The organism is Fictibacillus sp. KU28468 (genome assembly GCF_026153615.1).
GTDB lineage: Bacteria > Bacillota > Bacilli > Bacillales > Fictibacillaceae > Fictibacillus_C > Fictibacillus_C marinisediminis.
Genome location: NZ_CP110666.1, coordinates 1,260,485 through 1,284,379 on the forward strand (window position 1 = coordinate 1,260,485; position 23,895 = coordinate 1,284,379).

Below are 23,895 nucleotides of genomic sequence, written 5' to 3' on the forward strand. Positions count from 1 at the left end.
TTTTTCTATTTTTTTACCTTTTCTTACAAAAAAAACCTTTATACTGAGAGAGTATAAAAGTTATGTAAAGATAAGGTGATGGAGCGGTGAGAGGATCTTTAGGGAAAGTAAGAAAAGGGGCCGGCAATAGAGAAGCTGCGGTTGTATTAGTTTTGTCATTATTTACTTTGTTTGTGATTTTTGGAACATGGCATGTCAATAAAATTAAGGCAACATCCGTGGATGGGCAGTATCATAAAGAAGAAACTCAGAAGAAATCCTATTCTCCAAAAACTTCGGCCTCCCATACATCACAACAAAAATCGGCAAGTGAGAATAGGCGCCTGAAAAAAGTGAAAACATCCAGTTCGATTGCAGAGGTGGAAAAGAAAACAACCAGGCAGCCACCTTCCCAGCCATCCGCTTCAGAACAATCACCAAAAGTAAAAAACAAGATTGCAGCAAAACATCAACCAGCAGTCAAATCTGTTCAAATATCAGATAGGAATGAGAACAAAAAACCAACCAAAGCTATTTCGCACCCTGCTATACATAAATCTATACCACCACAAAAAGAAGGTGCCGCCGAGCCGAAAACGGTCTATTTAACGTTTGATGATGGTCCATCCAATGTATCCGGAGGCTTCATGGACGTGCTCAGCAGCTATAATGCCAAAGCAACGTTCTTTATGCTGGAACCAAATATTTTAAGATTTCCGGAAGCAGTTAAACGGATGGATCGAGAAGGCCATTCGCTTGGGCTGCATGGTGTTACCCACGATCCAAAAAAGATTTACCGAACAAAAGAAACCGTGGTACAGGAGATGGATCAAGATAATGCAGCGCTGCAAAAGGTGACAGGCAAAAAAGCGGTCCTCATCCGGACTCCATATGGCAGCGCGCCTTATATGAAACCTCCTTATCAGAAAGCGGTAAAAGACCATGGTTACCAGCTGTGGGATTGGACGATCGACAGTATGGACTGGTCGTTTCGAAGCCCGAAATATGTGGAGAATTCCATAAACCAACTAAAGAAAATAGCTAATCGGAAAGAGCCTATCGTAATTCTTATGCACGAACGGATAGAAACATTGGAGAGCCTGCCGAAGCTTCTGGAATATCTTCAGAAAAATGGCTACCAGTTCAAACGAATTGAACCTGATATGCATCCAGTCACTTTCCATTGCAAATAATTTAAGAATTGGTGCCAGGCACCGCCTTTACACACTTGTGTAATCGCGGTGCCTGGCACCAATTGTATTTTCGCTTCCTTGACACGGCGAGATATCTTAATTACAATATGTTTAAAAGTTTAAACGTTTGATATCTTGAACGTTTGGACATACTCGTAAAATATAACGTAAAGGCAGGCAGATCAGTATGAAACAGCAAACAGCTTTGATTACCGGAGCCTCTTCTGGTATAGGTTTAGAACTTGCAAAGCGTTTTGCAAGAGATGGCTATAATGTGGTGCTAGTGGCGAGGAACGAGCAAAGACTGCAAACCCTCAAACAGGAACTGGAAGCCCAATTTCACGCTCAATGCACTGTAAATGTAAAGGACTTGTCTAAGTACAGTGAGGCAGAAGCATTATTTCATGAACTGCAGCAACAGCAGATCACAGTCGACTTTTTAGTGAATAACGCTGGATATGGCTTATTTGGAGAATTTACGGAGACGGATCTACAGGATGAATTATCCATGATCGACATTAATATAAAAGCACTCACAACCCTGACTAAATTATTCCTCCCGGGAATGAAGGAGAGGGAGAATGGGAAAATTTTAAATGTCGCTTCAACGGCCGCTTTTCAGCCAGGACCTTTAATGGCTGTATATTATGCAACAAAAGCCTATGTTCTGTCATTTTCAGAAGCTCTCGAAAATGAAATGAAGGGCATGGGAGTGACCGTTACGGCATTATGTCCAGGTCCAACCAAAACAGGTTTTGAATCACGTGCAAATCTGGGACAGTCAAAGCTCTTTAAGAGCGGCGTAATGGAAGTAGAACGTGTAGCAAACATTGGCTATGAAGGATTAATGAAAGGAAAATCCATCGTGATCCCTGGTTTTAAAAACAGGCTGCTCGCTAACTCCATCCGGTTTATACCGAGGAAGTGGGTAACGGCAACTGTGAGAAATGTCCAAGGAAAATCATGATCCACTTGAAAAAGAACACGAAGTTATCTATCATGAGCATATATAGGTTTATGAGATTAAACAAATAGACGCAGAGGGGGATGAATATGGGACAGCAGGCTATAGATGTTTTTCGTTCCTGTATTCCGCTCTTGCAGGCATTAAGTGATCCCGCAAGACAAGATATTATTTTATTGCTTGCTCAGCATGACCGGCTGACGGTCAATGAAATTACAGAGCATTCTACTTTATCAAGACCGGCTATTTCTCACCATTTGAAGATTTTGAGGGACATACAGCTGGTGACGATTGAGCAAAAAGGAACACAGCGCTTCTATTCATTGGCACTTGAGCCTTCCATCGGGTTATTGAAGCAGCTGATTCATACCGTGGAGAGTACATGTGATCTTTAGCCCTCGCTTAAGATCCTTGTTTTTTGCATTAATAAGAACAGAACGTAAGAAAAACCCTTCGCTGAAGGGTTTTTTAGATATCAAAATTATTGCTTTGCTGTGTGCTGTCTGTATTACCCTGCTTGTCCCAAGCAATGAGTACGACATCCAGTTCTTTCTCCATATGATCCAATTTAGCTTTTTGCTCACTCGTTAATTGCGCCAAATCAAACTGTTTCATTTCATCCACCTCCATATCTAATAAAAGAGTTCCCTAGTGTATAACGTTTTATCCCGAATATGTAAAGGACCCCCTGTCCACTATGAGACAAGGGGTCTTTCATTATGGGAGCACATGGACCTTAGTCTTCATAATCCCAATAATGTCCGTCATTCATATCACTTTGGACACTAAATACATCGCCTCTTGGACCGGAAGACCTCCAACTGCAATCATTATTGTCGTCCATGCTGCCCATAGTATTGCCCTGGTTGCCGCGGCACGCCAAACAATCTGCAATACACTGTTCTCTGTCCCTTCCAAACAAGGAACGGCACACGTTTTGGCAGAATCGACGGCATCTAGGCCGTGCTAGAGAAGGCCGCTGGTTATCCATTGCACCCATCACTGGGTTTTCATTGGACTGTCGTCCGCAGTTACAGTTCTGGACGACCTGGATCGGCCGCTGGTTGCGGTTCCGGTTTTGTTGAGCACCTTGTACAGGCATCTGTACAGAAAACGGCATTCTAAATGAACTGCTGCTGGAGCTAGAGCTGCTAGAGCTGCTGGAACTGCTAGAAGATGATTCAAATCTCATTATTAATGAGCTGGACTCGCTTCGTCGACTTCTTCTTGAGGATTCACTTCTCCTGCGCTGGGATCCACTTCTTCTTGAGGATTCACGTCTTCTGCGCGAGGATTCACTTCTCCTGCGCTGGGATTCACTTCTTCTTGGCATTTATTTCACCCCTTTCGAGATACTGTATTCATTTCGTGTGTTGCTAGAAAGGGACAAGAACCTCTTTTACGAAAAAAAGGCGCTGTTAAGCACTTTTTTTAAAAAAATAGGAATAAAGACAATTTATGTAAAAGAGAGATTATGCTTGGATGGATGGAAAATAGAGAGAAATCTTATAAGTTTAGCTAAGGTTGATTTTAAAGGAACCATTACATTCTCGAGTAAAATTAATGAAGGAACAACAGTCACCATCTTGCTGCCTGTCGCAAAAAAGTAGAGCAGCTGCAAAAGGATAGAGTAGTAAAAAGCATATTCTGAGAAGAATATGCTTTTTTGCTGTGTGAAAAAAATCTCGCAGAATACTTAAAGAGGATGTCACATAAGTTAAATGAGAGAGGTGAAATGATAGGGAAAAGGAGAAATGGCTGTGATTTGTTTATGTGAAGTTTTAAAAGAAGAAACATATCATGAGCGTATAGCGATTATAGAGGATAAACAAGAGATCATGAGGACCTTTGGCCTGGAAAATGAAAAGTGGCTCCGCCTTTGGAATATTGATAATAGAATTTTAACATTGTGTTTTTCCTCCTTGGATCCCGAGTTTGATCGGTTTATTGTAGTGTACGATTATTCGCTGTTCTGCAAAGATCAGGACATAAAGCAAGCTATCATTTGGCACGAAATCGGCCATTCGCAATATCCTGTTTTGGAAGGGAAGATTGATCTGCATTCAGAAACGAAATGTGATGAACTGGCTTTTACGAAAGGATATAAATCAGGATTGGAAAAGTTTCTAAGACTAACTTACAAAATGGCAAAGACACTCAATAATCAATTGCTGCTATCCATGACGAAAGAACGGATGAAGGCATTGAATCTTTTATATAAATATTAAAAAACGAGTGGAATCAACGAAATTGATCCACTCGCTTTTATATTTAAGGAATAAGCAGGAGTTTTCCTGTGCTTTTCCGGCTTTCCAGAAAACGGTGGGCTTCTTTACCATCTTCAAGCTTAAATGAAGTGGTTTCTGGTATCTTAATAGAGCCCGAACGAATCATATCAAACAACTGATGAGACCTGGACACCCTTTCTGAATGGGAGGTGATAACATTCCAGAGATCACCGCCTGTCAGTGTTTTTGAAGTGTCCATCAGCATTCGTGGATCAACCGGCAGCGGATCTCCGCCTGCCATTCCATAAAATACAGCCGTTCCGCCGATTCTTACCGCTTCAAAGCTATCCTTAAGGGTACTGCCTACAGAATCATAAATGACATCTGCTCCTTTATTTTCAGGAGAAACTTCTTTTACTTTACGCTTCCAGGCTTCATCATAAAGAAAAACATGATCGGCTCCAGCGGACAAAGCAGCTACTTTCTTCGCCTCTGAAGATGTCAGCCCAATTACCGTTCCGCCCAGTGCCTTGGAAATTTGGATGAGAAGCTGGCCTACACCGCCTGCCGCAGCATGGACAACAAGAAGTGTTCCGGGTTTTACGGGATAGCTGTCACGAGTCAGGTATTGAGCCGTTAAGCCTTGCAGCAGCAGAGAGGACGCGGTTTCAAATGAAATGTCATCAGGCAAAGGAATCAGGTGATCCTCCGGTACAGCGACAAGTTCAGCATTAGCATACGGTACATCGGCAAAGGCCACCCTATCTCCAGGCATCACCCCATTTACCCCTTCTCCGATCCTTTCCACGATTCCAGCGCCTTCATAACCGGCAATATACGGAGGGGTGCCCTTCAAGTGATAGTTCCCTTTCCTCCGGTACACATCCGCAAAGTTAAGCCCGATCGCTTTCATGCGAACAAGTATTTCATTCTTTTGCAGCACTGGATTCGGAACGTCCTGATATTGTAAGACTTCCGGTCCACCAAATTCATTAAATGTTAAAGCCTTCATCGTTTGTATTCCTCATTTCAAGTAGTAGTCATACTATCATTGTAAACAAAATGGAGAAATTTCACTAGAAAAGATAATTAAACAGGAAAAAGGTTTAAATCGTTAAATGTTGTGGAAACTGTGGTTGTAATGGAATATTTATCTATTTTACTTGGGAGGTCATATGCATGATAAATAAGATTACGTTCGTTTTAGGAATAGTTCTGGCTCTAACAGCCTGCTCCTCAGGCGGGGACAGCGGAGGAGGAAAAGGAGGCTCAATGGATACCGCTTCTGCGGAGAAAACGTTTAAACAAAACTGCGCCAGCTGCCACGGCAACAATCTTGAAGGCGGTACGGGGCCGGCTTTGAAAGACATCGGAAAAGAACATACCAAGGCGGAAATATTAAAGCAGATTAGAAACGGAGGTGGAGGTATGCCTGCTGGATTAATCCAGGGCAAGGAAGCGGAGAACGTTGCTCAATGGCTGGCCAAGAAAAAATAAAGGAAAAAAGAGACTGAATTCATTCAATGGAATGGATCCTGTCTCTTTTTTATGCCTTTTTTCATGAAACATTGGTGGACTTCTGATGAAGGGATGCTGATGTTTTTTTGTCCTGCACAAGAACTGCAGCTGAGATAACCAGCAGAATACCGATGGTCTGCAAGAGAGTCAGTTCTTCCTTGAAAAGGAAGAATCCGGTGAGTGTAGCAACAACGGGCTCAATGGTTGAAACGATGGCAGCCCGGCTCGGTTCAACCTGTCGGAGTCCTACGGTGTAGAGGATATAGGCGAAGACAGTCGGAATAATTCCAAGTCCTGAAATATAAAGGAATGCTTTTCCATTCTCGAGTAAATGTATGGATGTTGCCAGTCCGCTAACAGGAAACAGAGCAAGACCTGCAAAAATAAAAGTAAATGTCGTAATCGTAAGTGTATGGTATTTGGCAGAAGCGGCTTTGCCAAAAATACTGTACAAAGAATAACCCAGTCCAGCTCCTAAACCCGTAAGAAGCCCGGACAAAGTAATACCTGCCTTAGCAGATGGCATGTAGCCGACAACGAACAGACAGCCGAGGAACGTGACACCAAGAGCTGTTAATTTCTTTCCTGTGATCAAGTCATTGAAAAAGATACGCGACAAGATCAGTACAAATGCAGGTGCTGTATACAACAAGACGGCTGCAACGGACAGAGACATTTCTTCCATCGCTTTAAAATAGCACCAGTTAAAAAACGCGATACTGAGCAAGCCGGTCCCAATAAAATAATGAGTATCTCTTAATTTTATCCTTAGCAGTGAGCGGTCCGTAAAAAGCGTGATGATGATAAACGCAATGGCCGCTCCTAATGCACGCAATACTACAATCTGAATCGGGGTAAACCCTAATGAAGACAGTTCCTTAATGAATATACCTATTGTTCCCCATAGAGCCGCACCGCTTGCAATCCATATATAGGGCCATTTCATTCATTGCCCACCTCGTTTCTCCTCATCTTTTTTCAAGCGTATCGCAATTCAACCTATTTTTGAAGACCCTGTATAGAATCGGCTGAAAAACAAAGAAGATGTATGATTGTCCGGACTTGCTGGACCCCTTCCAAAAATTGCTCCCTGCAACTTCGTATATCCGCCTTTTCAGAAAGGAAGCATAAGGAAAAAAGGAGGTACACCTTTGAAGAAAATTCTCGCAATAACATTTGCCCTAACGCTGACCCTGGCAGGCTGCGGCAGTATAAAGGGGCAAGAACAAGGTGCTGCTGATGCAGACAAGACAGGGAAAGAACACCCAAGGCTGCAGCAAGTAAAATACAATGGCAGCAAACAAAAAGATATAACACCGTCACAGACCATTCATAAAAAAACAAAAATCACGACCATTGGTTTTTTAGAGCCTGTTGACCAACGGGCTGCTGTCAAAGAAGTTAAAGATGTGGGCAGGCATTTATCATATGTTGCTTTTTTCAGCTATCGTGTAAAAGCTGACGGTAATTTAATCGGCATCAAGGATGATCAGGCACTGGCTGCTGCAAGGAAACAAGGGGCCGTTCCGATGCTTGTGCTGACCAATTTTACAGAAGGGAATTTCTCTCCTGACGTAGCACATAAAATCTTTACGGACAAAACGGTATCCGAGCGATTAATCAAAAACGTTATCCAAACGATGAAAACAAAAGGATACAAAGCACTCAACATTGATTTTGAACACATCCGCGCTAAAGACAGAGATTTATACAACGGATTCCTTGAAACGATTTTGCCAAGAGTGAAAAAGGAAGGATTTATCACTTCAACGGCGCTTGCACCTAAAACGAGTGATGAACAGTCAGGACCGTGGCACGGTGCCCATGATTATAAAAGACATGGGGAGCTTGCGGACTTTGTTATTTTAATGACGTACGAATGGGGTTGGTCTGGAGGTCCGCCGATGGCTGTTTCTCCTGTTCCGCAAGTTCGCAAAGTTATCGATTATGCTGCCTCGGTCATCCCGCGCAAAAAAATCGTTATGGGCGCTCCGTTATATGGCTATGATTGGATACTTCCATATAAGAAGGGCAATCCTTTCGCCAAACGGATCGCTCCGCAGGAAGCCACGGAACTTGCCATCAAGGAAGGCGCAGACATTAAATACGACAACAAAGCTCATTCTCCATATTTTAACTACACAGATGACAAAGGTAAAAAACACGTGGTTTGGTTTGAGAACGAAGAAAGCGCTCAAGCAAAATTCAATCAGGTAAAATATTATAACCTTCGTGGAATTGCCTATTGGGTGCTTGGTGAACCGTTTCCTCATAACTGGAGCATGCTTGAAGATCAATTTAACGTAAGAAATGCAAAATAAAAAATGCAGGGAGATTCTATTAGCCGGCAGTTCACCGGATAGGGTCTCTTTTTTATCTGATTAAAATGTGGACGAGAGAAAATACCTGAAGCTCATCTCTCTTAGATAATGGTAAAAAATATTGGCATTAATATAGGGTAAAGGTGGGGGATAACACCGTTTAATCTTATAAAATGTAAATAAAACGTTATGTATAACAAATACGTGGTTTGTTCGTACGAGGCTTCCGCATTTTCCTTCCGTTATGTAGTGAAGGTTTTTTTCGGGTGAGAATGTACTGAAGTGGGGAGAGCTTTGGTTATATTATCTGGAAATTTCTCAAAGTAACTCTCAAGTCGATAATATGGCTCTTACTTATAGGATTAATAATTGTGGCATTTATTTATCCAAAAGCGTTATTGGGGGGCACCGGTTTTCTAGTTCTATGTACGTTAGGAGTACTTTTAATTTTAAGTTTCCCGGGATTTGCTGATGATTTATTCTGCTTGCCTTTCGTAGTTCTATCCTTGTAAGTAATTGGTCTTTGTAAGAAATATTGTTAAGCATACTTGATTCTCATGTTTGGAACAATACCATTGTATTTACGATAAAAAGGAGGGGAATCAAAATGGATCAACAAAAATTGGCTGCCCATGAGTCGTTGGATTTACATGAGGCCATTAACTTTAAAACGCTTTGTATCGCCAAGTCTAAATTAATGCAAGGACTGGTTTTTGATGATGATCTTAGGAATTTAATGAAAAAAGATGTTGAACAATCAATACAAGATCTGACTGAATTGCAGTCCCTCTATGAACGAGCTCCTTTTCAAGCTCCTGTTCCTCAAAATCGCCCCACTCCCATCATTGATGGAAAGGAAGGTACCATCCATTGAATAATGATTATTTGGACCCAATAAACTCGCTGCATATGCCTGAGATGGCAGACACTACCTTTGCCATGGACTTTCTTCTTCGTGCCAAAGAAGGTGTTCGCAACATAGCTGTTGCATTAACCGAATCTGCATCACCTGATGTCCGTGCCACATTAAGAAAACAATTGATGCAGGGCATAGCGATGCATCAGGAAATATCTGAATTGATGATCAAGAAAAAGTGGTTCCATCCTTACGAATTAACGGAACAGTACCAATTGGACCAGCTTTCGGCCAACAATACGATGAAGATTGGCAAAATGAACCTGTTTCCCGTTGAGACCAATCGAAAGGGCTTGTTCGATCGGACACCTGATGAACATTGACACTGGAGGTTATATAGTATGAAGGCGGTAACGTACCAAGGGATAAAAAATGTTGTTGTGAAAGACGTGCCAGACCCTAAGATTAAAAAACCGGATGACATGATCATCAAAGTAACCAGTACAGCAATATGCGGTTCTGATCTGCATTTAATTCATGGCATGATCCCTAACCTGCAAGAGAACTATGTCATTGGACATGAACCGATGGGAATCGTTGAAGAGGTTGGTCCTGAAGTGACTAAAGTAAAAAAGGGAGACCGCGTCATCATTCCATTTAACATCGCATGCGGTGAATGCCGTTTCTGTAAGGACAATTTGGAAAGTCAATGCGACAATTCAAATGATAATGGAGATATGGGAGCCTATTTCGGATATTCCGGAACAACTGGCGGTTACCCAGGCGGGCAAGCGGAATATTTGAGAGTTCCTTTTGCCAACTTTACTCATTTTAAAATCCCGGAGACCTGCGAGGAACCTGATGAAAAGTTAGCGGTTATTGCGGATGCGATGACCACTGGTTTTTGGAGTGTCGATAATGCGGGCGTAAAGGACGGGGATACCGTTATCGTTTTGGGATGCGGTCCGGTGGGGCTTTTTGCACAAAAGTTTTGCTGGCTAAAAGGGGCGAAGCGCGTGATTGCCGTTGATTATGTCAATTACCGCCTGCAGCATGCGAAACGGACGAACAAGGTTGAAATCGTTAACTTTGAGGATCATAAAAATTGTGGAGAATACCTGAAGGAAATCACCAAGGGCGGTGCGGATGTAGTCATTGATGCGGTTGGTATGGACGGAAAAATGACAGATATGGAGTTTCTTGCCAGTGGGTTAAAACTTCACAGTGGTGCATTAGGTGCATTTATCATGGCGACCCAGGCTGTCCGAAAAGGCGGCAATATCCAGGTGACCGGCGTTTATGCGGGAAAATACAACGGTTTCCCATTTGGAGATATTATGAACCGCAATGTCAATATCCGCTCCGGACAAGCACCTGTTATTCACTATATGCCTTATATGTTTGAACTCGTTTCTACAGGAAAGATCGATCCGGGAGATGTGGTCAGCCATGTCCTTCCGCTCAGTGAAGCGAAGCGCGGCTATGAAATTTTTGATACCAAAACGGATGATTGCATAAAAGTCGTCCTGAAGCCTTAGGAAGGAGGATTGAAAATGAACTATGCTCTGCACGAAGTACTTGAGGTTCAAGAAATGGCCGCTTTTAAAACAAATTGTTTAACCAAGTCCAAAACGATGAAAGCACTGGTCAGTGACCCAAGGCTAAAAGAAATGATGCAGCAAGACATTGATCTTTCCACCAGTCAGTTGAACGAATATACCTCTGTTTTATCCAATGCAAAGCAATCGTTAGGAGCTGAGTTAAATTGAATTCAATCATTGAAAACTTAACAGGAATGGATGCCATTTCCGACCAGGTTGTTGCGATGGATTTATTGATTGCGGCAAAAAGCGGTGTCAGAAATTACGCGATGGCTGCCACGGAAGCCGGAACACCTGAAATCAAAGAAATGTTAACCCGGCATTTGGAGGAAGCCATAGAGATGCATGAACAAATTTCCGGTTATATGGCGGAAAAAGGATGGTATCATGCTTGGGATACGAACGAGCAGATCCAATTGAATTTGACAAATATGAATACCGCTTTGGATTTGCCAACACTATAGATCATGTAAAGGAACAGTTTACGAATAAACTGTTCCTTATTTATTGTCAGAATGCAGGAGCAGGCAATTCATCTATGTTCATACGAAGCAAACTATACGGCTTTTCCCGCAGGTCCCTTCCATAATGAAACCTGGCCTGCCGGTGTAATTGGTTCACAATCACATATAAGTATTGATCCGGTCCAATCGAAAACGTATCCGGCCATAAAAGCCTCGGGTCATGTGCAATGGTTTCCATTTTTCCGTTCGGCATGATCTTTCGTATGCTGTTGTTTTCATAATCCCCTGCATAAACGTTTCCTTTTGCCCCGGTAATCATTCCGTCAGATGCCCCTTTTTCTCCCCAATACCCCACCCGGGAAAGTAAGTCCTTCTCCGGTATCATTCTGTCTCTCAGGGCTTCTGTTGAAATGGAGAACAGATGACGGCTCGTTAATGGACAAAAAAATAATGTTTTTCCATCCACAGAAATCGCGATACCATCAGACGCCAGTCGAAAGGGAGAAATGGAGCCGTCTTTATTGCGGTTCATCAGTATTTTTCCTTCTACTTTTGGCAAGAAATAGGGATCGGGTGATGTAGGTGGGGTTCCACTTAACCGTCTGAATGCGTTTCCGGTTTCTAAATCCACAACAATGATCGCTCCTGGACCTTTGGAGGATGAATCTGTGATATAGGCATAACCGGCTTTTCCTACGCGAAAATCAAAGCGAACATCATTCAAATATGTGGTTGGCAGGATGACTTCTTCTGTAAAGGTATATACATTTCTGATTGTATTTGTTTTTAAATCAACAGCGACCAGTTTTGCTCCTCCTTTAATCGGTTCAGAAAAATTGGGTGCTGCTGTATCCAATACCCAAAGTGTTCCCCTTCCATCAGCCACTACACTTTGGACACTGATAAATGACATCGCAACGTTTGCCGGGTTGGCCAAATTTGTTTCCAAATTTGGATAAGGATGTAATTGATCACCCGCAATTTCAGCCACCGTAAATTTCACGTCATCTCCCCATTTTGGAAAGCAAACGAAAATACGCCCGGTTTCTGACACGGTAACGCCTGTAGGCATAGCCCCATAAAATGAATAAACGAGTTCAAACTTACCGAAATATTTTTCCATAGGCAGCATAAATTTCATCATCTCCCTCATCGATTTGAACCGATATTACCTATATATGACCGGCAGTTTTTCTTGTGCATGGCAAAGAACATGGGCGGAGCACTTGCTTTTTTCTTTGGTTAAAATCTATTCACCTGAACATTTGTATTGATGTTCCGTAAAAAGAAAAGGGCAGCAGCCAATCAGAAAAAAATGAAGAGAAGACAGGATTACGCATGAAGCTGTGACGCTTGAATTATTAAAAAATGTAACAGCGAAAATGGATGATGCTGAAAATCGTACAGAGGCAAACAAACAACGGTGCTTCTTTTTCGCTTGTTTACATACAAACGTTAATTGACAGGGAGAGACTGAACGAGGCCATTATTCATCCACGGGATTGAAGCCGAAGTAAACATCGATATTCTACTCGATATGCTTATCGATCCGATCTATTTTCGTATCCTCATTTATAAACAAACACCGGATGAGCTCTTTATTTCCGAGCTGGTGGACCATGTCATTGCCGGTATTTTGCCAGCGTTCAGTTGAAAGTAAAGGAGATTTTTAGTGGAAAAGAAATATTCAATCACTGGATTGGCAGTGCGTTTTCGTTATGCTACGCGATCGGATGCCTGCTTTATGGACCATTTTCTGATATGTATGGCCGTAAAATTTTTCTTGCCAGCAGCATTAGTGCGTTAGCGATTGTTTCTTTTATCATTGGATTTATTGATCATTTTTCAGGATTAGTGATGCTCCGGGCGCTTGAAGGATTGATTGCAGCAGCTTTTGCTCCGATCTCTTTCGTTTATGCAGCAGAGATGTTTCCGCCTGAAAAGCGTCTGAAAGCAGTCGGTTTTATATTAATGGTGAGTTTTATTAACTTTTCGTAAAATACTTATTAATAAACGTTTGGTATAATGTAGACATAAATATTAGGGAGTGTGTGTAAATGAAACCAGATATGTTTCAAATCATCCAGGATTTCCTAATAAAGAAAATTGATCCAATATTTATCATTGTATTTGGATCCCATGCGAAAGATTCCGTACATAAAGAAAGCGATATTGATATTGCTTTCTATTCTTCACAAATATCATTTAATACCTATAATCTTTTTCTTTTCGCTCAAGAACTAGCGGCCTTAATCAAAGTAGATGTTGATTTAGTGGACATTAGTGCAGCATCAACCGTTTTCAAAGCTCAGATCTACTCAACTGGTCGGTTAATTTATTGTGTCGACGACAACTTATATAAGAACTTACAAATGACCGCTTTAAGCATGTATGCCAAGTTAAATGAAGAACGGAAAAGTATTTTAAACAAAATTGATGAAAGAGGGTCCATTTATGAAAAACGACGTGATTCTAAATAAAATAAATGTGATTGAACGTTGTATAAATAGGATCAACCAAGTATATGGCAACAATCCCGAGAATCTTAAGGATTACACAAAACAAGATTCCATGATATTAAATGTTCAACGTGCATGCGAAGCTTCCATCGACCTGGCGATGCATATTATTGCGGATAAACGCCTTGGACTCCCACAATCAAGTAGAGACGCTTTTGATTTGCTACAGGAGAATGCCATCATAAATGAAATTCTGGCCAAAAGGCTAAAAGCAATGGTTGGTTTTAAAAATATCGCTGTCCATGACTATCAATCCATTAATATTGAGATCTTAAAACAAATTATTGAAAAACACCTTGGTGATTTTAAAGAGTTTACAAAACAAATACTTCAATCCTAATGATATTGGAAGTTTTTAAGGGCGAGAAAGTTGCTGAAACAGCAATCTTAGATCTAGAAGCGCTCTACCCTTCCCAATTCGAATATGTAAAAGTACTCGTACAATCAATTAGTGCTAAATAATTTTATTATGTAAATAAAGTTTCGTGAAAATTGAATTTTACGCATAGATTATTAGCTTTATGTGAAGGAGTTAAACTAGACCATGGTTAACAAAAGTTAATGAACACGAATTCTTAGAACTTATGGATGAGAGCATTCTAGTGGGAGCTGGTGCACCACCCCCAGGAACCCACAGCATGAATCATGGCTGGGATAGGACGCGCCTGTATTTCTCGAATTATGGGAAATTATTTGATGCTAAAGGGTGGGGCCGTGAGGGGACAACGACAGGTTATGGGGATCTCCAGGACGGCACGAATGAGCTCGAATGGTACACCAATGTTTTTGCCGGCACTTCTAGCGCTGCTGCCATGGTGGTAGGCGTTTTGGCTTGCCTGAAAGGTGTCCTGCGGTCTCGTGGGAGAAACCCGTTGAGTCCAGCGAAAGCGAGAAGATTGCTCCGAACTTTTTCTACAATGCCAATATATGGGAGGCAGCGACTGCAGCACTTGACCCCGACGGATTCTACCGTTATGTGGTTTCCATCTCTGGATTCGGACGCTGGACGCATATCACCGGAACCTCTAGCGGTAGCGTGCTCGCTCTTCTACAATGCCTATACTGGTGAGGGCGAACTGCCCGGATCGATCCCGCAGGAAACTACCATTTTGTCAGTTCCATCTCCGGATTTGGGAGCTCGACCCATATCGCTCAGACGGACTGAGCGGCACAATCATTTCATTTTTGCCCGAAGCAATTTGTACCTCTCCTTCAAACCATATCCCACGATACTTTCATATTTCGGCAAAAGGAAACAATTTTTATAAGGCTGTTTCTAAATAATACCTAATAAGATTTTTTTGATTTTTTTTATTTATAAACTTACCTCGCCTTACTAAAAATTTATTTCCGTGAAGTTTAATTGTGTCACCGATTGATAAAATGGGTTTATTATTAGAAAGCAATAACAAAAGTTGTTCCCCAGTTCCTGAAAAAATCTTCTTATTACCTGCAATGAGTTCATGTCTATATTCCTCTGGTTTTCTTATCATATCAATCCCCGCTCTATTGTTTTTATAGTGTATACCCGGAATGATTTGGCGTAAACACCAAAAATTCGAGATTTTTATTAATGGATACAAATTGATTCGACCATCCCGATCATTAAGTGCCTGGTATGGCCTCAAAGTCTTCTCTATAGGCAGCAACAAAAAACACCCTCTAAAGGTTGCCTAAAAAATTTATAGCTGCTCAATCATTCCTGAGAGCAACACGCCATCTTTTTGTTTTTCACAAACTCTTACGTATAAACAATTCACTTTGGAGATTCTTCGCTGTCCTCATTACTTGATCATCTTCTTGATCACTAATTGTATTTATAAAAATTGTAAATGTTTCACCGTTTTGACTGGCATTTTTTAATCTATTCAACAAAGTACTGTAATCCATTTAATAATCTCATTCCGCTTTAATAATTCGACAAGTTTATCACAAAAGAGCACCCAATTTGGATGCTCCGCCTTTGTTGATTATCAAAATTCAACCTAAGAAAAAATCGCTTTTTCTTAAACCCATTTATTAGTTCAATAAGTTTTGAGGAGTATTCCTTTCCCTCAAAAAAGAAAGGAAAAACTGAATTTGGTGATCGTTCCTGTATTAAATCAGATTTGCATTTAAATAATCGGCTAATGTTTGCTGAAGCGTACCTTTAGTTGATGCATACTCATTAAACGAAATATCCAAATGAATCATTTTCCTGACAAGTTCTGGACGCAGACCGGTAATGACCGCTTCACATCCCATCAAGGAGACCCCACTCATCACTCTTTGAAACTGGTGTATTACCTCAATATCCATATCTGTAATGCCTGATAGATCCATGATTAACGTTCGGATTTTTAAATTTGAAATATCCATCAATATTTTTTCCTCAATGGTATCCATACGGTACACATCAATTAAACCGATTAAAGGAAGGACGGCTATTTGATGACTGATCGGTATAATAGGCGCAGATAAATGCTCAACTATTTTTCGCTGAGAGCTGATTAATTCATCTTTATAAGATGAATACCTAATGAAAAAACTATTAAGAAATTTATCGATGCCGTCATTGATCTGCATCTCCATCTCATAAATCATTGATCTGTAGTCTGAAATACTGACTACAGGGGTATTCAGTTGATCGTATTTTAACAGGTAGTGCCAGACCGTCCTTCTAATCGCATGTACCCACTCCAGCTTAAGAGTAAGAGTTAAAGAATGCTCTGCCCAGGCTACCCCTTCTTGCTTGGCAAAGGAAATGAGTTCGTTCTCTTTCCTTTCCACCACATACGTTACCAGCTTCTCAGCGTTTTTCAAAAGATCAATATTCCCTGATTGTAAAATATCATTTATTTTAGGCGCGACTTCTACAGCCTCGGATAGCAGCTTATTTTGAAACTCTTCTCGCCGACTGATGATAAACTCAATAATTTCTCTTTGCTGTACTCTGTCCATTTGCTGTTCTCCTTCCAGTGTTAAAAACTATCTCTTTTTCTATTTTAAATTTCCTTTATTTTTGAAGAGTTTTTATATTAACTAAAAAAAAAATATTCCCCTTCTCCTTTGTAATCAAACCTTTTTATATAAAAAAATAAACCGGCCACCTGATTTGGATGGCCAGAATGCTATTGTCACAATAACCTTCAATTTTAGTTTGTCAGATACACGCTTTTTAAGCAAGTTTGATCTGAAAATTAATGGAGAAAATCCAATCCTTCTTTCTTCTTCTGCGGATGAAAATTACAGTGCGAGAATTTTGCTGACAATTCCCATATGGAGAAAGACGGAGAACTCATACTTTGGAGAGAATCCATAGAGCCTGAACGTAAGCGCTTAATCTATGACGGGGTTCTTTACGAAACCATTCAAGTAAAAAGCTATTTTCCAAAACCAGTTGAATTTGACATCAGTTTATTGCTGGATGTGGACTTTACTGACATGTTTATTATCCGAGGCTTTCAATATGGAGAAATTGGGAAGCGCTCAGGCGAAGAACAAACCTACCTCTCATGGGATCCATTACTATTATGATGAAGCTGATCATGTGAAACACGCGACCATGGTGAGCTGGAACCTTGATGCTGAGGCTGTATCAAAGGAAGAAGGAATCACCTTCCGTTTCTCAATAAACCACGGCGAGGTTCAATCTGTAACCTTTACCGTTATTCCTGAGATTGATGGAAAATCTGGAACAGCTATCGCGCCTGAAGCAGCACTTGGAAAATTAGAGTCATCATATAAAGACTGGGAAGCAGGAATAACCAAAATTGAAAGTAACTATCCAGCACTCCAGAGATTGGTCGAGCGCGGGATCCTGGATTTAAGAGTTCTTTTGACGGATATCGGCAATGGGGCAGTTCATCAGCTTCTGGAACTATATCATGGCTGCATCCATGGTCTTTACCCTGTCTATTTTGGTTCTTTACGCCTTCTTCAACCGCTATTTTGTCAAAGGCATTAAATTTACTGGGGATAAGTAGATTTTTTCGAAAAACAAAACAACAACCATACATTCTGCGAAAAAGCATGCCTGACTCATGGGGCATGCTTTTCTTTTGTCAGATCATTTTATTTTGATGAATCACATGAATTGGATAAAATAGGGGCAAGAATAAGCAAATAACGTTCGTTGCAGAAAGAAGGAACCGTAATTGAAATTAAGCATTCTTGATCAATCTCCCGCCTCAAGCGGAAAAACCGCTCAGCAGGCTCTTCATGACTCGCTGAGCCTGGCGCAGGCAGGAGAGAAACTAGGCTACACGCGATACTGGATTGCCGAGCATCACGATTTTCCTGGACTGACCTGTCCGGCTCCGGAAGTGATGCTCGGGTATATCGGCGGGCAGACCGAAACGATCCGCTTAGGATCCGGAGCGGTTCTTTTGCCTCATTACAAGCCGTATAAAGTGGCAGAAACGTATAATCTCCTCGCTGCTTTATTTCCAGGGAGAATAGATGTAGGCATCGGAAGAGCACCCGGCGGATCGGCAGAAGCCACGATGGCACTCTCGGATAACTATTTGGAACAAGTCCGAAAGATGCCTGAGTCAGTAGACACGTTGCTGCATTTTTTCAAAAATGATTTTCCTTCAGATGACATGTTTTCTAAGATCACTCCATCACCGGTTCCTGACATCCATCCCGAGCCTTGGATTCTCGGAACGAGCAAAAAGAGTGCCATTCTTGCTGCCAAACACGGGTTGTCTTATGCTTTCGGCCAATTTATGAGCGATCAGGACGTTACCGATATTATTGATCAGTACAAATCTGAGTTCAGGTCGAATAATTGGTCGCCGGAACCAAACACGATTGCAGCCGTATCCGTTCTTTGTGCGGAGACAAAAGAAGAAGCTGAAGATTTAGCACTGCCTAATCAAATTTGGAAGATCCAGCTGGCAAAAGGAGAGGGAAGAAAAGGAGTCCCATCCCTTGGAGAAGCGAAGCATTATTCATTGACTCCAGAGGAAAAAGAGATGCTGAACTCGATGAAAAAACGGTCCATTATCGGAAGCCCTTCTTATGTTAAGCGGCGTCTTGAGGAGCTGAGAGAACACTATCAAGCCGACGAAATGATGATTGTTACGATTACACATGATATAAAGGATCGTGTTCGTTCCTATGAGCTGATCGCCAATGAATGTTTAGCTTGCTCAACTTGAGCAAAAAATTTAGATACTGTAAATTTAGTTGTTACAATAAAAAGTAAGGTTTAAATAAATCATTTTCTAAAATCATTTTTTATAGCAAGACGTTAGAAAGGAGGACAATTACAATGTCCCAGCAAAATCAATCATCTGCTAAAAAGCAGCTCCAGGATATCCCGTTTTCTGTATTGGATCTATCTCCGATCGTAACAGGAGGAAACGCTTCAGAATCGCTTCAAAACACCCTTGATTTGGCACAGCACGCCGAAAAGTGGGGCTATAACCGCTTCTGGCTGGCTGAACACCATAGTATGCCTGGCATTGCCAGCTCTGCAACCGCCGTTGTTATTGGCCATGTAGCAAGAGGAACGGAGAAAATCCGTGTAGGGTCCGGGGGGATTATGCTGCCTAACCATGCTCCTTTGGTCATCGCTGAGCAGTTCGGAACTCTCGAGTCATTGTTCCCAGGCAGAATAGACCTTGGATTAGGTAGAGCTCCTGGCACAGACCAGGTGACAGCTAAAGCTCTTAGGCGGGAAAATATGAGCAACGGGGAAGACTTTCCAGAACAAGTGGATGAACTCCGTGCGTATTTAAAACCAGACGGATCAGGCAATCCTGTAAGAGCCATTCCGGGTGAAGGACTTGATATTCCGATTTGGCTGCTCGGTTCAAGCGGATTCAGTGCACGGCTTGCAGCAGAGCTCGGTTTGCCTTTTTCATTCGCGAGCCATTTTTCTCCAGACAATACTTTGCCTGCTCTTGATGTGTACCGCAGAAACTTTAAACCATCACAGGTATTGGACAAGCCGTATGCCATGGTGGGAGTTAACGTGATTGCTGCTGAAACAGAAGAGAAGGCCGCTTATTTGGCAACTTCCATGCAGCAGCAGTTTTTAAATCTTGTCAGAGGCATCCCATCCAAACTCAAGCCACCTGTTGAAACAATGGAAGGAATCTGGTCCAATTATGAGAAAGCTTCTGTCGAACAGTCACTTCGGACAACCATCATCGGCACACCGGAAACAGTTAAAACAAAACTTCAGGCTTTCCTTGATGAAACTCAAGCGGATGAAATGATTGTCAACGCACAGATTTTTGATCATCAAGAAAGATTGCGTTCCTATGAAATTGTCTCAGAAGTTTTCAAAAGATAGATAATTCAGCGAAGGGGCTGTCCAAGAAGTCTGTAAGCTGTTGATTTCCGTTCCAGGCTGCCCGCTTTTACCGGCGCGAGCTCCTACTTTCACGGGGCGTGAAGTGAGCCTTACCGGCGTAAACGCCTACTTTTTGGTGCAAGCACCGGCGGGAGTCTCACCTGTCACGCTAGTCCCGCAGGACAAGGAAGGCTCCGGCAGCTTTTTATCGCACGAAGAAAATGTGAAGTTCATTTTCGAGGAGTCTCGCATCTTCCACTTCAATTAACTTTTCATTGAAGATTTTTCAAGCCAAAAAGGGGCTGCCTGAAGGTCAATTTTCGACTTTCTGGACAGCCCCTTTTAATTATTAATTTGAGTTATAAAAATCAAGGTGAATGACGGCCAGGGTAAGAGCGAGTATATCAATTTGCCTCTTGAGGCAGTCAGGATCGTAGTTCTCTGGAAAGATACAATGGATTTCCAATATGGGGTAGGATAAGAAACTCCATCGCTTTTTTGCTTTAACTTGTAAGGTTGGTGAGCATAAGGAGATCGCCCATTTTTTAGGCAGGATATGACCGGTTGGTCCATAGTTGTAAAGTGTAAGATTTGTACGATCGAACTTATTGCTTTCTTGAAAGGAGATGTTAAGGATGAGAACTTCTGAATCCTTTTGGCTTCCTTCTACAGGACAAGTTACTCCATAGGAGATTAATTGTTCCTGAAAAAGCTGCATTGTTTTTTGATGAAAACTGCTTGGTGTTTCATTATTTTGAAAAAGTGTTTGAATCTTTATCGGTGAATCGATAGAAGGACGAGTAATATCAAGTCTTTGTTGTTTTTGATTCCCGGTTATAGTACAGCCCCAATGCTTGAAAAATTGCAAATAGTGCGGGAGATTTGTTCGTAAAATTACTTCTCTTTTTATTCCCTGGATGTATAGATCAATGGGCAACCATATACCTCCTCATACTCTGATAATTATTTCTATGAAAGAAGAAGGAAAGAGTGTGGGTTTGTCCGGGGAAATGGAATGTTTATATGTTTGAAATTTTGAATAATTAAGCAAAAAAAGTGGCCAGCAAGGTTAGCAAGCTGGCCAAAGAGAGTTATTCGGGGGAGGTGCGGCTACCATCCGCGCCTTCTTTTATAGATTAACACAAGAACAAGTGTTCGTAAATATCTTTTTTTAAATGCACAAAATTATAGAATAAGAATAAGCTTTTCTAGAGTGATGATTCCGGGAGATGCATACTACGAAGGATCCTTCTGATTTTCTTCCGTAAACGAAATCGTAATGGGTTTCGTTTTTTTCATTTTTACAAGTCTGATTTCGAGCAGACCATGTCTGTATTCGGCTTTCACTTCGTCAGGTGAATATTGAAAGGGAATATGAATGACTTTTTTGAAAGGTCCGGACAATCTTTCATTCATCTTCAGTGCTTCTTTTTCAATCGGATACGTATACGGGATGTTTCCTTCCAATACAAGCTGATTCGCTTCAAGTACAATGTTCAGGTCTTCTTGAGACCGCAGCCCCGGCAGTTCAACGACAAGGTATCCTTCCGTTTCGTTTTCATAAAAATCGGTACAAGCCGTCCGTTTCGGAACAACACGGTTTAAGTCCTGCCAAAAATCATTTCCAAGAACACCATCTACTTTTTCTTGTATGGACGCCCAGTCGAAATTCATTTTTTTACTCATACATTAATCCCCCATCTGCTGAAATCGGTATGCTGTAATTAGTCTATGAGTAAAAGGAGAAAAACATTAAAGCTTTTCAATTTTGAGAGGCTATAAATAATTTTTGTTATTTATTAATAATAATTATAAAAAAGTATTGATTTTATAGTGAGAAGTGTTATCATTGAATTTATAATCATTCTAAATAACTTATGAGGTGATAACATTGACGAATAAGAATCATTTGACAACCAGCTGGGGAGCGCCGGTAGGAGACAATCAAAATTCAATCACTGCTGGTTCACGCGGTCCAACACTGATCCAGGATGTTCATCTATTGGAGAAGCTGGCACATTTCAACAGAGAAAGAGTTCCTGAACGCGTTGTTCATGCGAAAGGTGCCGGAGCCCACGGATATTTTGAAGTAACGAACGACGTTTCAAAGTATACGAAGGCAGGCTTTTTATCTGAAGTCGGAAAACGCACGCCGCTGTTTGTTCGTTTCTCCACTGTAGCCGGCGAAAATGGTTCTGCAGATACCGTCCGTGATCCTCGCGGTTTTGCCGTTAAATTCTATACTGAAGAAGGTAACTATGATCTCGTCGGGAACAATACACCGGTCTTTTTTATCAGAGACGCCATTAAGTTTCCTGATTTCATCCATACACAAAAAAGAGATCCGAAAACACATCTGAAAAACCCGACCGCAGTATGGGATTTCTGGTCGCTTTCACCTGAATCCCTGCATCAGGTTTCTATCTTGATGTCGGACCGTGGCATCCCTGCCACCTTACGTCACATGCATGGATTCGGCAGCCATACGTTTAAATGGGTTAACGCTGATGGTGACGGTGTCTGGATTAAATATCACTTTAAAACAGAGCAGGGTGTAGCGAATCTTGCTCCAGAAGTTGCAGCTAAAATTGCGGGTGAGAACCCTGATTACCATACAGAGGATCTGTTTAACGCGATTGAAAAAGGTGATTTCCCTGCATGGAAATTGTATGTTCAAATCATGCCGTTGGAAGATGCGAATACGTATCGCTTCGATCCGTTTGATGTCACCAAAGTATGGTCACAAAAGGATTATCCGTTGATTGAGGTGGGAAGAATGGTGCTGAATAAAAACCCCGAAAACTATTTTGCAGAAGTGGAACAAGCAACCTTCTCACCAGGCACACTGGTACCCGGTATCGACGTTTCGCCTGATAAGATGCTTCAAGGCCGCCTGTTCGCCTACTCAGATGCGCATCGTTACCGCGTAGGAGCAAATCATCAGGCACTTCCGATCAACCGTCCGAAAAAAGAAGTGAACAACTATCAGCGTGATGGGCAGATGCGTTTTGACAGCAACGGTGGAGGTTCTGTTTATTATGAACCGAACAGCTTCGGCGGCCCTAAAGAAACACCTGAAAATAAACAGGCCGCTTATCCCGTTTACGGAGTTGCTGAAAGCGTAGGGTATGATCATAACGACCATTATACGCAAGCTGGAGACTTGTACCGTCTGTTAAGTGAGGAAGAGCGTTCCCGTCTTGTAAATACTATTGTGGAAGCTATGAAGCCTGTAGAGAAAGAAGAAATTAAACTTCGCCAGATCCAGCATTTTTATAAAGCAGATCCTGATTATGGAAAAAGGATTGCGGACGGACTTGGTTTACCGGTTCCGCAAGAAGCGCTATGATTCGACTTTTTTCTCAATTAGTATAGCAAATTCTCAGTTAACAAGTATCCGCTGTTTGTGCGGGTACTTGTTTCTAAACGAATGAAAAGAGGATGTTGACCGTGGATTCGGAGCAAGTGACCAAATTAAAGTTAAAAGAAAGCGGCTTGCGAATTACCCCTCAAAGAGTCTTGATTTTACAAGCCATCATTTCATCCGGGGGGCATTTGACGGCAGAGGAGATTCATCGGCAGCTTCCGCCGTTCATTACACTGGCTACGGTTTATAATAACCTGAAATCATTTGTTAACTTGGGGATCATCCAAGAGTTATCATTTGGGAATGGGAGCAGCAAGTATGAAGTTGTTGTCGCAAAACATTACCATGTCATCTGTGAGTCTTGCCAAAAGATCGTTGATTTTAAATATCCAACGCTGACTGAAGTGGAGTATGCAGCTTCCCGATTAACAGATTATGACGTTCATCATCACACATTGGAATTCTACGGTTTATGCAAAGAGTGCAGAAATAAATAAAAAGAAAAAGTGAGGCTCGTGAACATGGCTGTTGCCGAACATATCGAATGCCCCCAGTGCCAGAGTGAAATTAAATTCTTGAAACACAGCATGCGTTGCAAA

The 23,895-nt window shown here is 41.6% G+C and carries 28 protein-coding genes and 2 pseudogenes; 21 read left to right on the plus strand and 9 right to left on the minus strand.

The window, feature by feature from the left end:
- The first annotated feature begins 86 nt into the window (after positions 1–86).
- The 3 genes from OKX00_RS06475 (at position 87) to OKX00_RS06485 (ending at position 2,531) form a co-directional block, all read left to right on the plus strand.
- A complete protein-coding gene (locus tag OKX00_RS06475; protein ID WP_265409847.1) occupies positions 87–1,172 on the plus strand; it encodes a polysaccharide deacetylase family protein in 1,086 nt (361 codons plus the stop codon).
- 187 nt (positions 1,173–1,359) lie between these two features.
- Entirely contained in the window at positions 1,360–2,139 is a 780-nt protein-coding gene (locus OKX00_RS06480; RefSeq protein WP_265409848.1) for an SDR family NAD(P)-dependent oxidoreductase, read from the plus strand.
- An 86-nt stretch (positions 2,140–2,225) separates the two neighbouring features.
- Positions 2,226–2,531 (plus strand): ArsR/SmtB family transcription factor, encoded by a 306-nt coding sequence (locus OKX00_RS06485; protein ID WP_062233339.1) that lies wholly within the window; start codon positions 2,226–2,228, stop codon positions 2,529–2,531.
- Positions 2,532–2,604: 73 nt separating this feature from the next.
- Here the strand turns inward: OKX00_RS06485 and OKX00_RS06490 are convergent, their stop codons facing one another.
- A complete protein-coding gene (locus tag OKX00_RS06490; RefSeq protein ID WP_156418878.1) occupies positions 2,605–2,751 on the minus strand; it encodes a hypothetical protein in 147 nt (48 codons plus the stop codon).
- Positions 2,752–2,872: 121 nt separating this feature from the next.
- Positions 2,873–3,256 carry a hypothetical protein gene (locus tag OKX00_RS06495; RefSeq protein ID WP_265409849.1) on the minus strand — a complete coding sequence of 128 codons (384 nt, stop codon included), beginning with the start codon at positions 3,254–3,256 and terminating at the stop codon, positions 2,873–2,875.
- Between the two features lie 640 nt (positions 3,257–3,896).
- Here OKX00_RS06495 and OKX00_RS06500 point away from each other — a divergent pair.
- On the plus strand, positions 3,897–4,364 hold the full coding sequence (locus OKX00_RS06500) for a hypothetical protein (RefSeq protein WP_265409850.1): 468 nt from the start codon (positions 3,897–3,899) through the stop codon (positions 4,362–4,364).
- Positions 4,365–4,407: 43 nt separating this feature from the next.
- On the opposite strand, the gene OKX00_RS06505 is transcribed toward OKX00_RS06500, so the two are convergent.
- Entirely contained in the window at positions 4,408–5,376 is a 969-nt protein-coding gene (locus OKX00_RS06505; RefSeq protein WP_265409851.1) for a quinone oxidoreductase family protein, read from the minus strand.
- A 167-nt stretch (positions 5,377–5,543) separates the two neighbouring features.
- On the opposite strand from OKX00_RS06505, the gene OKX00_RS06510 reads away from it, so the two are divergent.
- On the plus strand, positions 5,544–5,861 hold the full coding sequence (locus OKX00_RS06510; RefSeq protein WP_265409852.1) for a c-type cytochrome: 318 nt from the start codon (positions 5,544–5,546) through the stop codon (positions 5,859–5,861).
- A gap of 61 nt (positions 5,862–5,922) precedes the next feature.
- On the opposite strand, the gene OKX00_RS06515 is transcribed toward OKX00_RS06510, so the two are convergent.
- Positions 5,923–6,828 (minus strand): DMT family transporter, encoded by a 906-nt coding sequence (locus tag OKX00_RS06515; RefSeq protein WP_265409853.1) that lies wholly within the window; start codon positions 6,826–6,828, stop codon positions 5,923–5,925.
- 205 nt (positions 6,829–7,033) lie between these two features.
- Between OKX00_RS06515 and OKX00_RS06520 the strand changes: the two genes are divergently transcribed.
- The 6 genes from OKX00_RS06520 to OKX00_RS06545 all read left to right on the plus strand — a co-directional run bounded on the left by OKX00_RS06520 (position 7,034) and on the right by OKX00_RS06545 (position 11,124).
- Positions 7,034–8,203, plus strand: coding sequence for a glycosyl hydrolase family 18 protein (locus OKX00_RS06520; RefSeq protein WP_265409854.1), 1,170 nt, complete (start codon positions 7,034–7,036; stop codon positions 8,201–8,203).
- Between the two features lie 607 nt (positions 8,204–8,810).
- Positions 8,811–9,077, plus strand: a complete 267-nt coding sequence (locus OKX00_RS06525) for a hypothetical protein (protein ID WP_053357386.1) — start codon at positions 8,811–8,813, stop codon at positions 9,075–9,077.
- A complete protein-coding gene (locus tag OKX00_RS06530) occupies positions 9,074–9,442 on the plus strand; it encodes a spore coat protein (RefSeq protein ID WP_061975298.1) in 369 nt (122 codons plus the stop codon). Before OKX00_RS06525 ends, OKX00_RS06530 begins: the two co-directional genes overlap by 4 nt.
- Before the next feature lie 18 nt (positions 9,443–9,460).
- On the plus strand, positions 9,461–10,597 hold the full coding sequence (locus tag OKX00_RS06535; protein WP_265409855.1) for a zinc-dependent alcohol dehydrogenase: 1,137 nt from the start codon (positions 9,461–9,463) through the stop codon (positions 10,595–10,597).
- Positions 10,598–10,612: 15 nt separating this feature from the next.
- Complete coding sequence (locus OKX00_RS06540) at positions 10,613–10,828, plus strand: hypothetical protein (protein WP_265409856.1); 216 nt, start codon at positions 10,613–10,615, stop codon at positions 10,826–10,828.
- On the plus strand, positions 10,825–11,124 hold the full coding sequence (locus OKX00_RS06545; RefSeq protein ID WP_061975292.1) for a spore coat protein: 300 nt from the start codon (positions 10,825–10,827) through the stop codon (positions 11,122–11,124). Before OKX00_RS06540 ends, OKX00_RS06545 begins: the two co-directional genes overlap by 4 nt.
- Before the next feature lie 46 nt (positions 11,125–11,170).
- Here OKX00_RS06545 and OKX00_RS06550 read toward each other — a convergent pair whose 3' ends face one another.
- Entirely contained in the window at positions 11,171–12,265 is a 1,095-nt protein-coding gene (locus OKX00_RS06550; protein WP_265410484.1) for an L-dopachrome tautomerase-related protein, read from the minus strand.
- A gap of 509 nt (positions 12,266–12,774) precedes the next feature.
- Between OKX00_RS06550 and OKX00_RS06555 the strand changes: the two genes are divergently transcribed.
- From OKX00_RS06555 to hepT, 3 genes are read left to right on the plus strand one after another with little or no spacing between them, the layout of a single operon-like run.
- A complete protein-coding gene (locus OKX00_RS06555) occupies positions 12,775–13,122 on the plus strand; it encodes an MFS transporter (protein WP_265409857.1) in 348 nt (115 codons plus the stop codon).
- A gap of 59 nt (positions 13,123–13,181) precedes the next feature.
- Positions 13,182–13,604 (plus strand): type VII toxin-antitoxin system MntA family adenylyltransferase antitoxin, encoded by a 423-nt coding sequence (gene mntA, locus OKX00_RS06560; RefSeq protein WP_265409858.1) that lies wholly within the window; start codon positions 13,182–13,184, stop codon positions 13,602–13,604.
- Positions 13,579–13,983, plus strand: coding sequence for a type VII toxin-antitoxin system HepT family RNase toxin (hepT, locus tag OKX00_RS06565; protein WP_265409859.1), 405 nt, complete (start codon positions 13,579–13,581; stop codon positions 13,981–13,983). Before mntA ends, hepT begins: the two co-directional genes overlap by 26 nt.
- 922 nt (positions 13,984–14,905) lie before the next feature.
- Here hepT and OKX00_RS06570 read toward each other — a convergent pair.
- Together OKX00_RS06570 and OKX00_RS06575 are read right to left on the minus strand one after the other, a co-directional pair.
- Positions 14,906–15,136: a hypothetical protein gene (locus OKX00_RS06570; protein ID WP_265409860.1), complete on the minus strand. Its 231-nt coding sequence runs from the start codon at positions 15,134–15,136 to the stop codon at positions 14,906–14,908.
- Between the two features lie 604 nt (positions 15,137–15,740).
- A complete protein-coding gene (locus OKX00_RS06575; RefSeq protein WP_265409861.1) occupies positions 15,741–16,583 on the minus strand; it encodes an STAS domain-containing protein in 843 nt (280 codons plus the stop codon).
- 199 nt (positions 16,584–16,782) lie between these two features.
- On the opposite strand from OKX00_RS06575, the pseudogene OKX00_RS06580 reads away from it, so the two are divergent.
- From OKX00_RS06580 to OKX00_RS06600, 5 genes and pseudogenes are all read left to right on the plus strand, one after another.
- Positions 16,783–17,159, plus strand: a pseudogene (locus tag OKX00_RS06580) (glycogen debranching N-terminal domain-containing protein).
- A gap of 311 nt (positions 17,160–17,470) precedes the next feature.
- A pseudogene (locus OKX00_RS06585) lies at positions 17,471–17,608 on the plus strand (carbohydrate ABC transporter permease); the annotation flags it as partial.
- A gap of 171 nt (positions 17,609–17,779) precedes the next feature.
- Positions 17,780–18,787: an LLM class flavin-dependent oxidoreductase gene (locus tag OKX00_RS06590; RefSeq protein ID WP_265409863.1), complete on the plus strand. Its 1,008-nt coding sequence runs from the start codon at positions 17,780–17,782 to the stop codon at positions 18,785–18,787.
- Positions 18,788–18,900: 113 nt separating this feature from the next.
- Complete coding sequence (locus OKX00_RS06595) at positions 18,901–19,929, plus strand: LLM class flavin-dependent oxidoreductase (protein ID WP_265409864.1); 1,029 nt, start codon at positions 18,901–18,903, stop codon at positions 19,927–19,929.
- A 40-nt stretch (positions 19,930–19,969) separates the two neighbouring features.
- On the plus strand, positions 19,970–20,197 hold the full coding sequence (locus OKX00_RS06600) for a hypothetical protein (RefSeq protein WP_265409865.1): 228 nt from the start codon (positions 19,970–19,972) through the stop codon (positions 20,195–20,197).
- A gap of 81 nt (positions 20,198–20,278) precedes the next feature.
- Here OKX00_RS06600 and OKX00_RS06605 read toward each other — a convergent pair whose 3' ends face one another.
- Together OKX00_RS06605 and OKX00_RS06610 are read right to left on the minus strand one after the other, a co-directional pair.
- Complete coding sequence (locus tag OKX00_RS06605) at positions 20,279–20,866, minus strand: hypothetical protein (RefSeq protein ID WP_265409866.1); 588 nt, start codon at positions 20,864–20,866, stop codon at positions 20,279–20,281.
- A 299-nt stretch (positions 20,867–21,165) separates the two neighbouring features.
- Positions 21,166–21,615, minus strand: coding sequence for an Hsp20/alpha crystallin family protein (locus tag OKX00_RS06610; RefSeq protein ID WP_265409867.1), 450 nt, complete (start codon positions 21,613–21,615; stop codon positions 21,166–21,168).
- A gap of 205 nt (positions 21,616–21,820) precedes the next feature.
- Here OKX00_RS06610 and katA point away from each other — a divergent pair, with 205 nt between their 5' ends.
- The gene (gene katA, locus OKX00_RS06615; RefSeq protein WP_265409868.1) at positions 21,821–23,278 is read left to right on the plus strand and encodes a catalase KatA; all 1,458 of its coding nucleotides are present in this window, start codon (positions 21,821–21,823) and stop codon (positions 23,276–23,278) included.
- Between the two features lie 92 nt (positions 23,279–23,370).
- A complete protein-coding gene (locus OKX00_RS06620) occupies positions 23,371–23,793 on the plus strand; it encodes a Fur family transcriptional regulator (RefSeq protein WP_265409869.1) in 423 nt (140 codons plus the stop codon).
- Positions 23,794–23,895 lie beyond the last annotated feature (102 nt).

Bases quoted from the DNA above. Each gene is read 5' to 3' on its own strand.
- OKX00_RS06505 (WP_265409851.1), bottom strand. From the start codon at position 5,376: ATGAAGGCTTTAACATTTAATGAATTTGGTGGACCGGAAGTCTTACAA.
- OKX00_RS06540 (WP_265409856.1), top strand. From the start codon at position 10,613: ATGAACTATGCTCTGCACGAAGTACTTGAGGTTCAAGAAATGGCCGCT.
- OKX00_RS06485 (WP_062233339.1), top strand. From the start codon at position 2,226: ATGGGACAGCAGGCTATAGATGTTTTTCGTTCCTGTATTCCGCTCTTG.
- OKX00_RS06575 (WP_265409861.1), bottom strand. From the start codon at position 16,583: ATGGACAGAGTACAGCAAAGAGAAATTATTGAGTTTATCATCAGTCGG.
- OKX00_RS06550 (WP_265410484.1), bottom strand. From the start codon at position 12,265: ATGAAATTTATGCTGCCTATGGAAAAATATTTCGGTAAGTTTGAACTC.
- OKX00_RS06525 (WP_053357386.1), top strand. From the start codon at position 8,811: ATGGATCAACAAAAATTGGCTGCCCATGAGTCGTTGGATTTACATGAG.
- OKX00_RS06515 (WP_265409853.1), bottom strand. From the start codon at position 6,828: ATGAAATGGCCCTATATATGGATTGCAAGCGGTGCGGCTCTATGGGGA.
- OKX00_RS06620 (WP_265409869.1), top strand. From the start codon at position 23,371: ATGTTGACCGTGGATTCGGAGCAAGTGACCAAATTAAAGTTAAAAGAA.
- mntA (WP_265409858.1), top strand. From the start codon at position 13,182: ATGAAACCAGATATGTTTCAAATCATCCAGGATTTCCTAATAAAGAAA.
- OKX00_RS06480 (WP_265409848.1), top strand. From the start codon at position 1,360: ATGAAACAGCAAACAGCTTTGATTACCGGAGCCTCTTCTGGTATAGGT.
- OKX00_RS06595 (WP_265409864.1), top strand. From the start codon at position 18,901: ATGTCCCAGCAAAATCAATCATCTGCTAAAAAGCAGCTCCAGGATATC.
- hepT (WP_265409859.1), top strand. From the start codon at position 13,579: ATGAAAAACGACGTGATTCTAAATAAAATAAATGTGATTGAACGTTGT.
- OKX00_RS06490 (WP_156418878.1), bottom strand. From the start codon at position 2,751: ATGAAACAGTTTGATTTGGCGCAATTAACGAGTGAGCAAAAAGCTAAA.
- OKX00_RS06495 (WP_265409849.1), bottom strand. From the start codon at position 3,256: ATGCCGTTTTCTGTACAGATGCCTGTACAAGGTGCTCAACAAAACCGG.
- OKX00_RS06570 (WP_265409860.1), bottom strand. From the start codon at position 15,136: ATGATAAGAAAACCAGAGGAATATAGACATGAACTCATTGCAGGTAAT.
- OKX00_RS06535 (WP_265409855.1), top strand. From the start codon at position 9,461: ATGAAGGCGGTAACGTACCAAGGGATAAAAAATGTTGTTGTGAAAGAC.
- OKX00_RS06510 (WP_265409852.1), top strand. From the start codon at position 5,544: ATGATAAATAAGATTACGTTCGTTTTAGGAATAGTTCTGGCTCTAACA.
- OKX00_RS06610 (WP_265409867.1), bottom strand. From the start codon at position 21,615: ATGAGTAAAAAAATGAATTTCGACTGGGCGTCCATACAAGAAAAAGTA.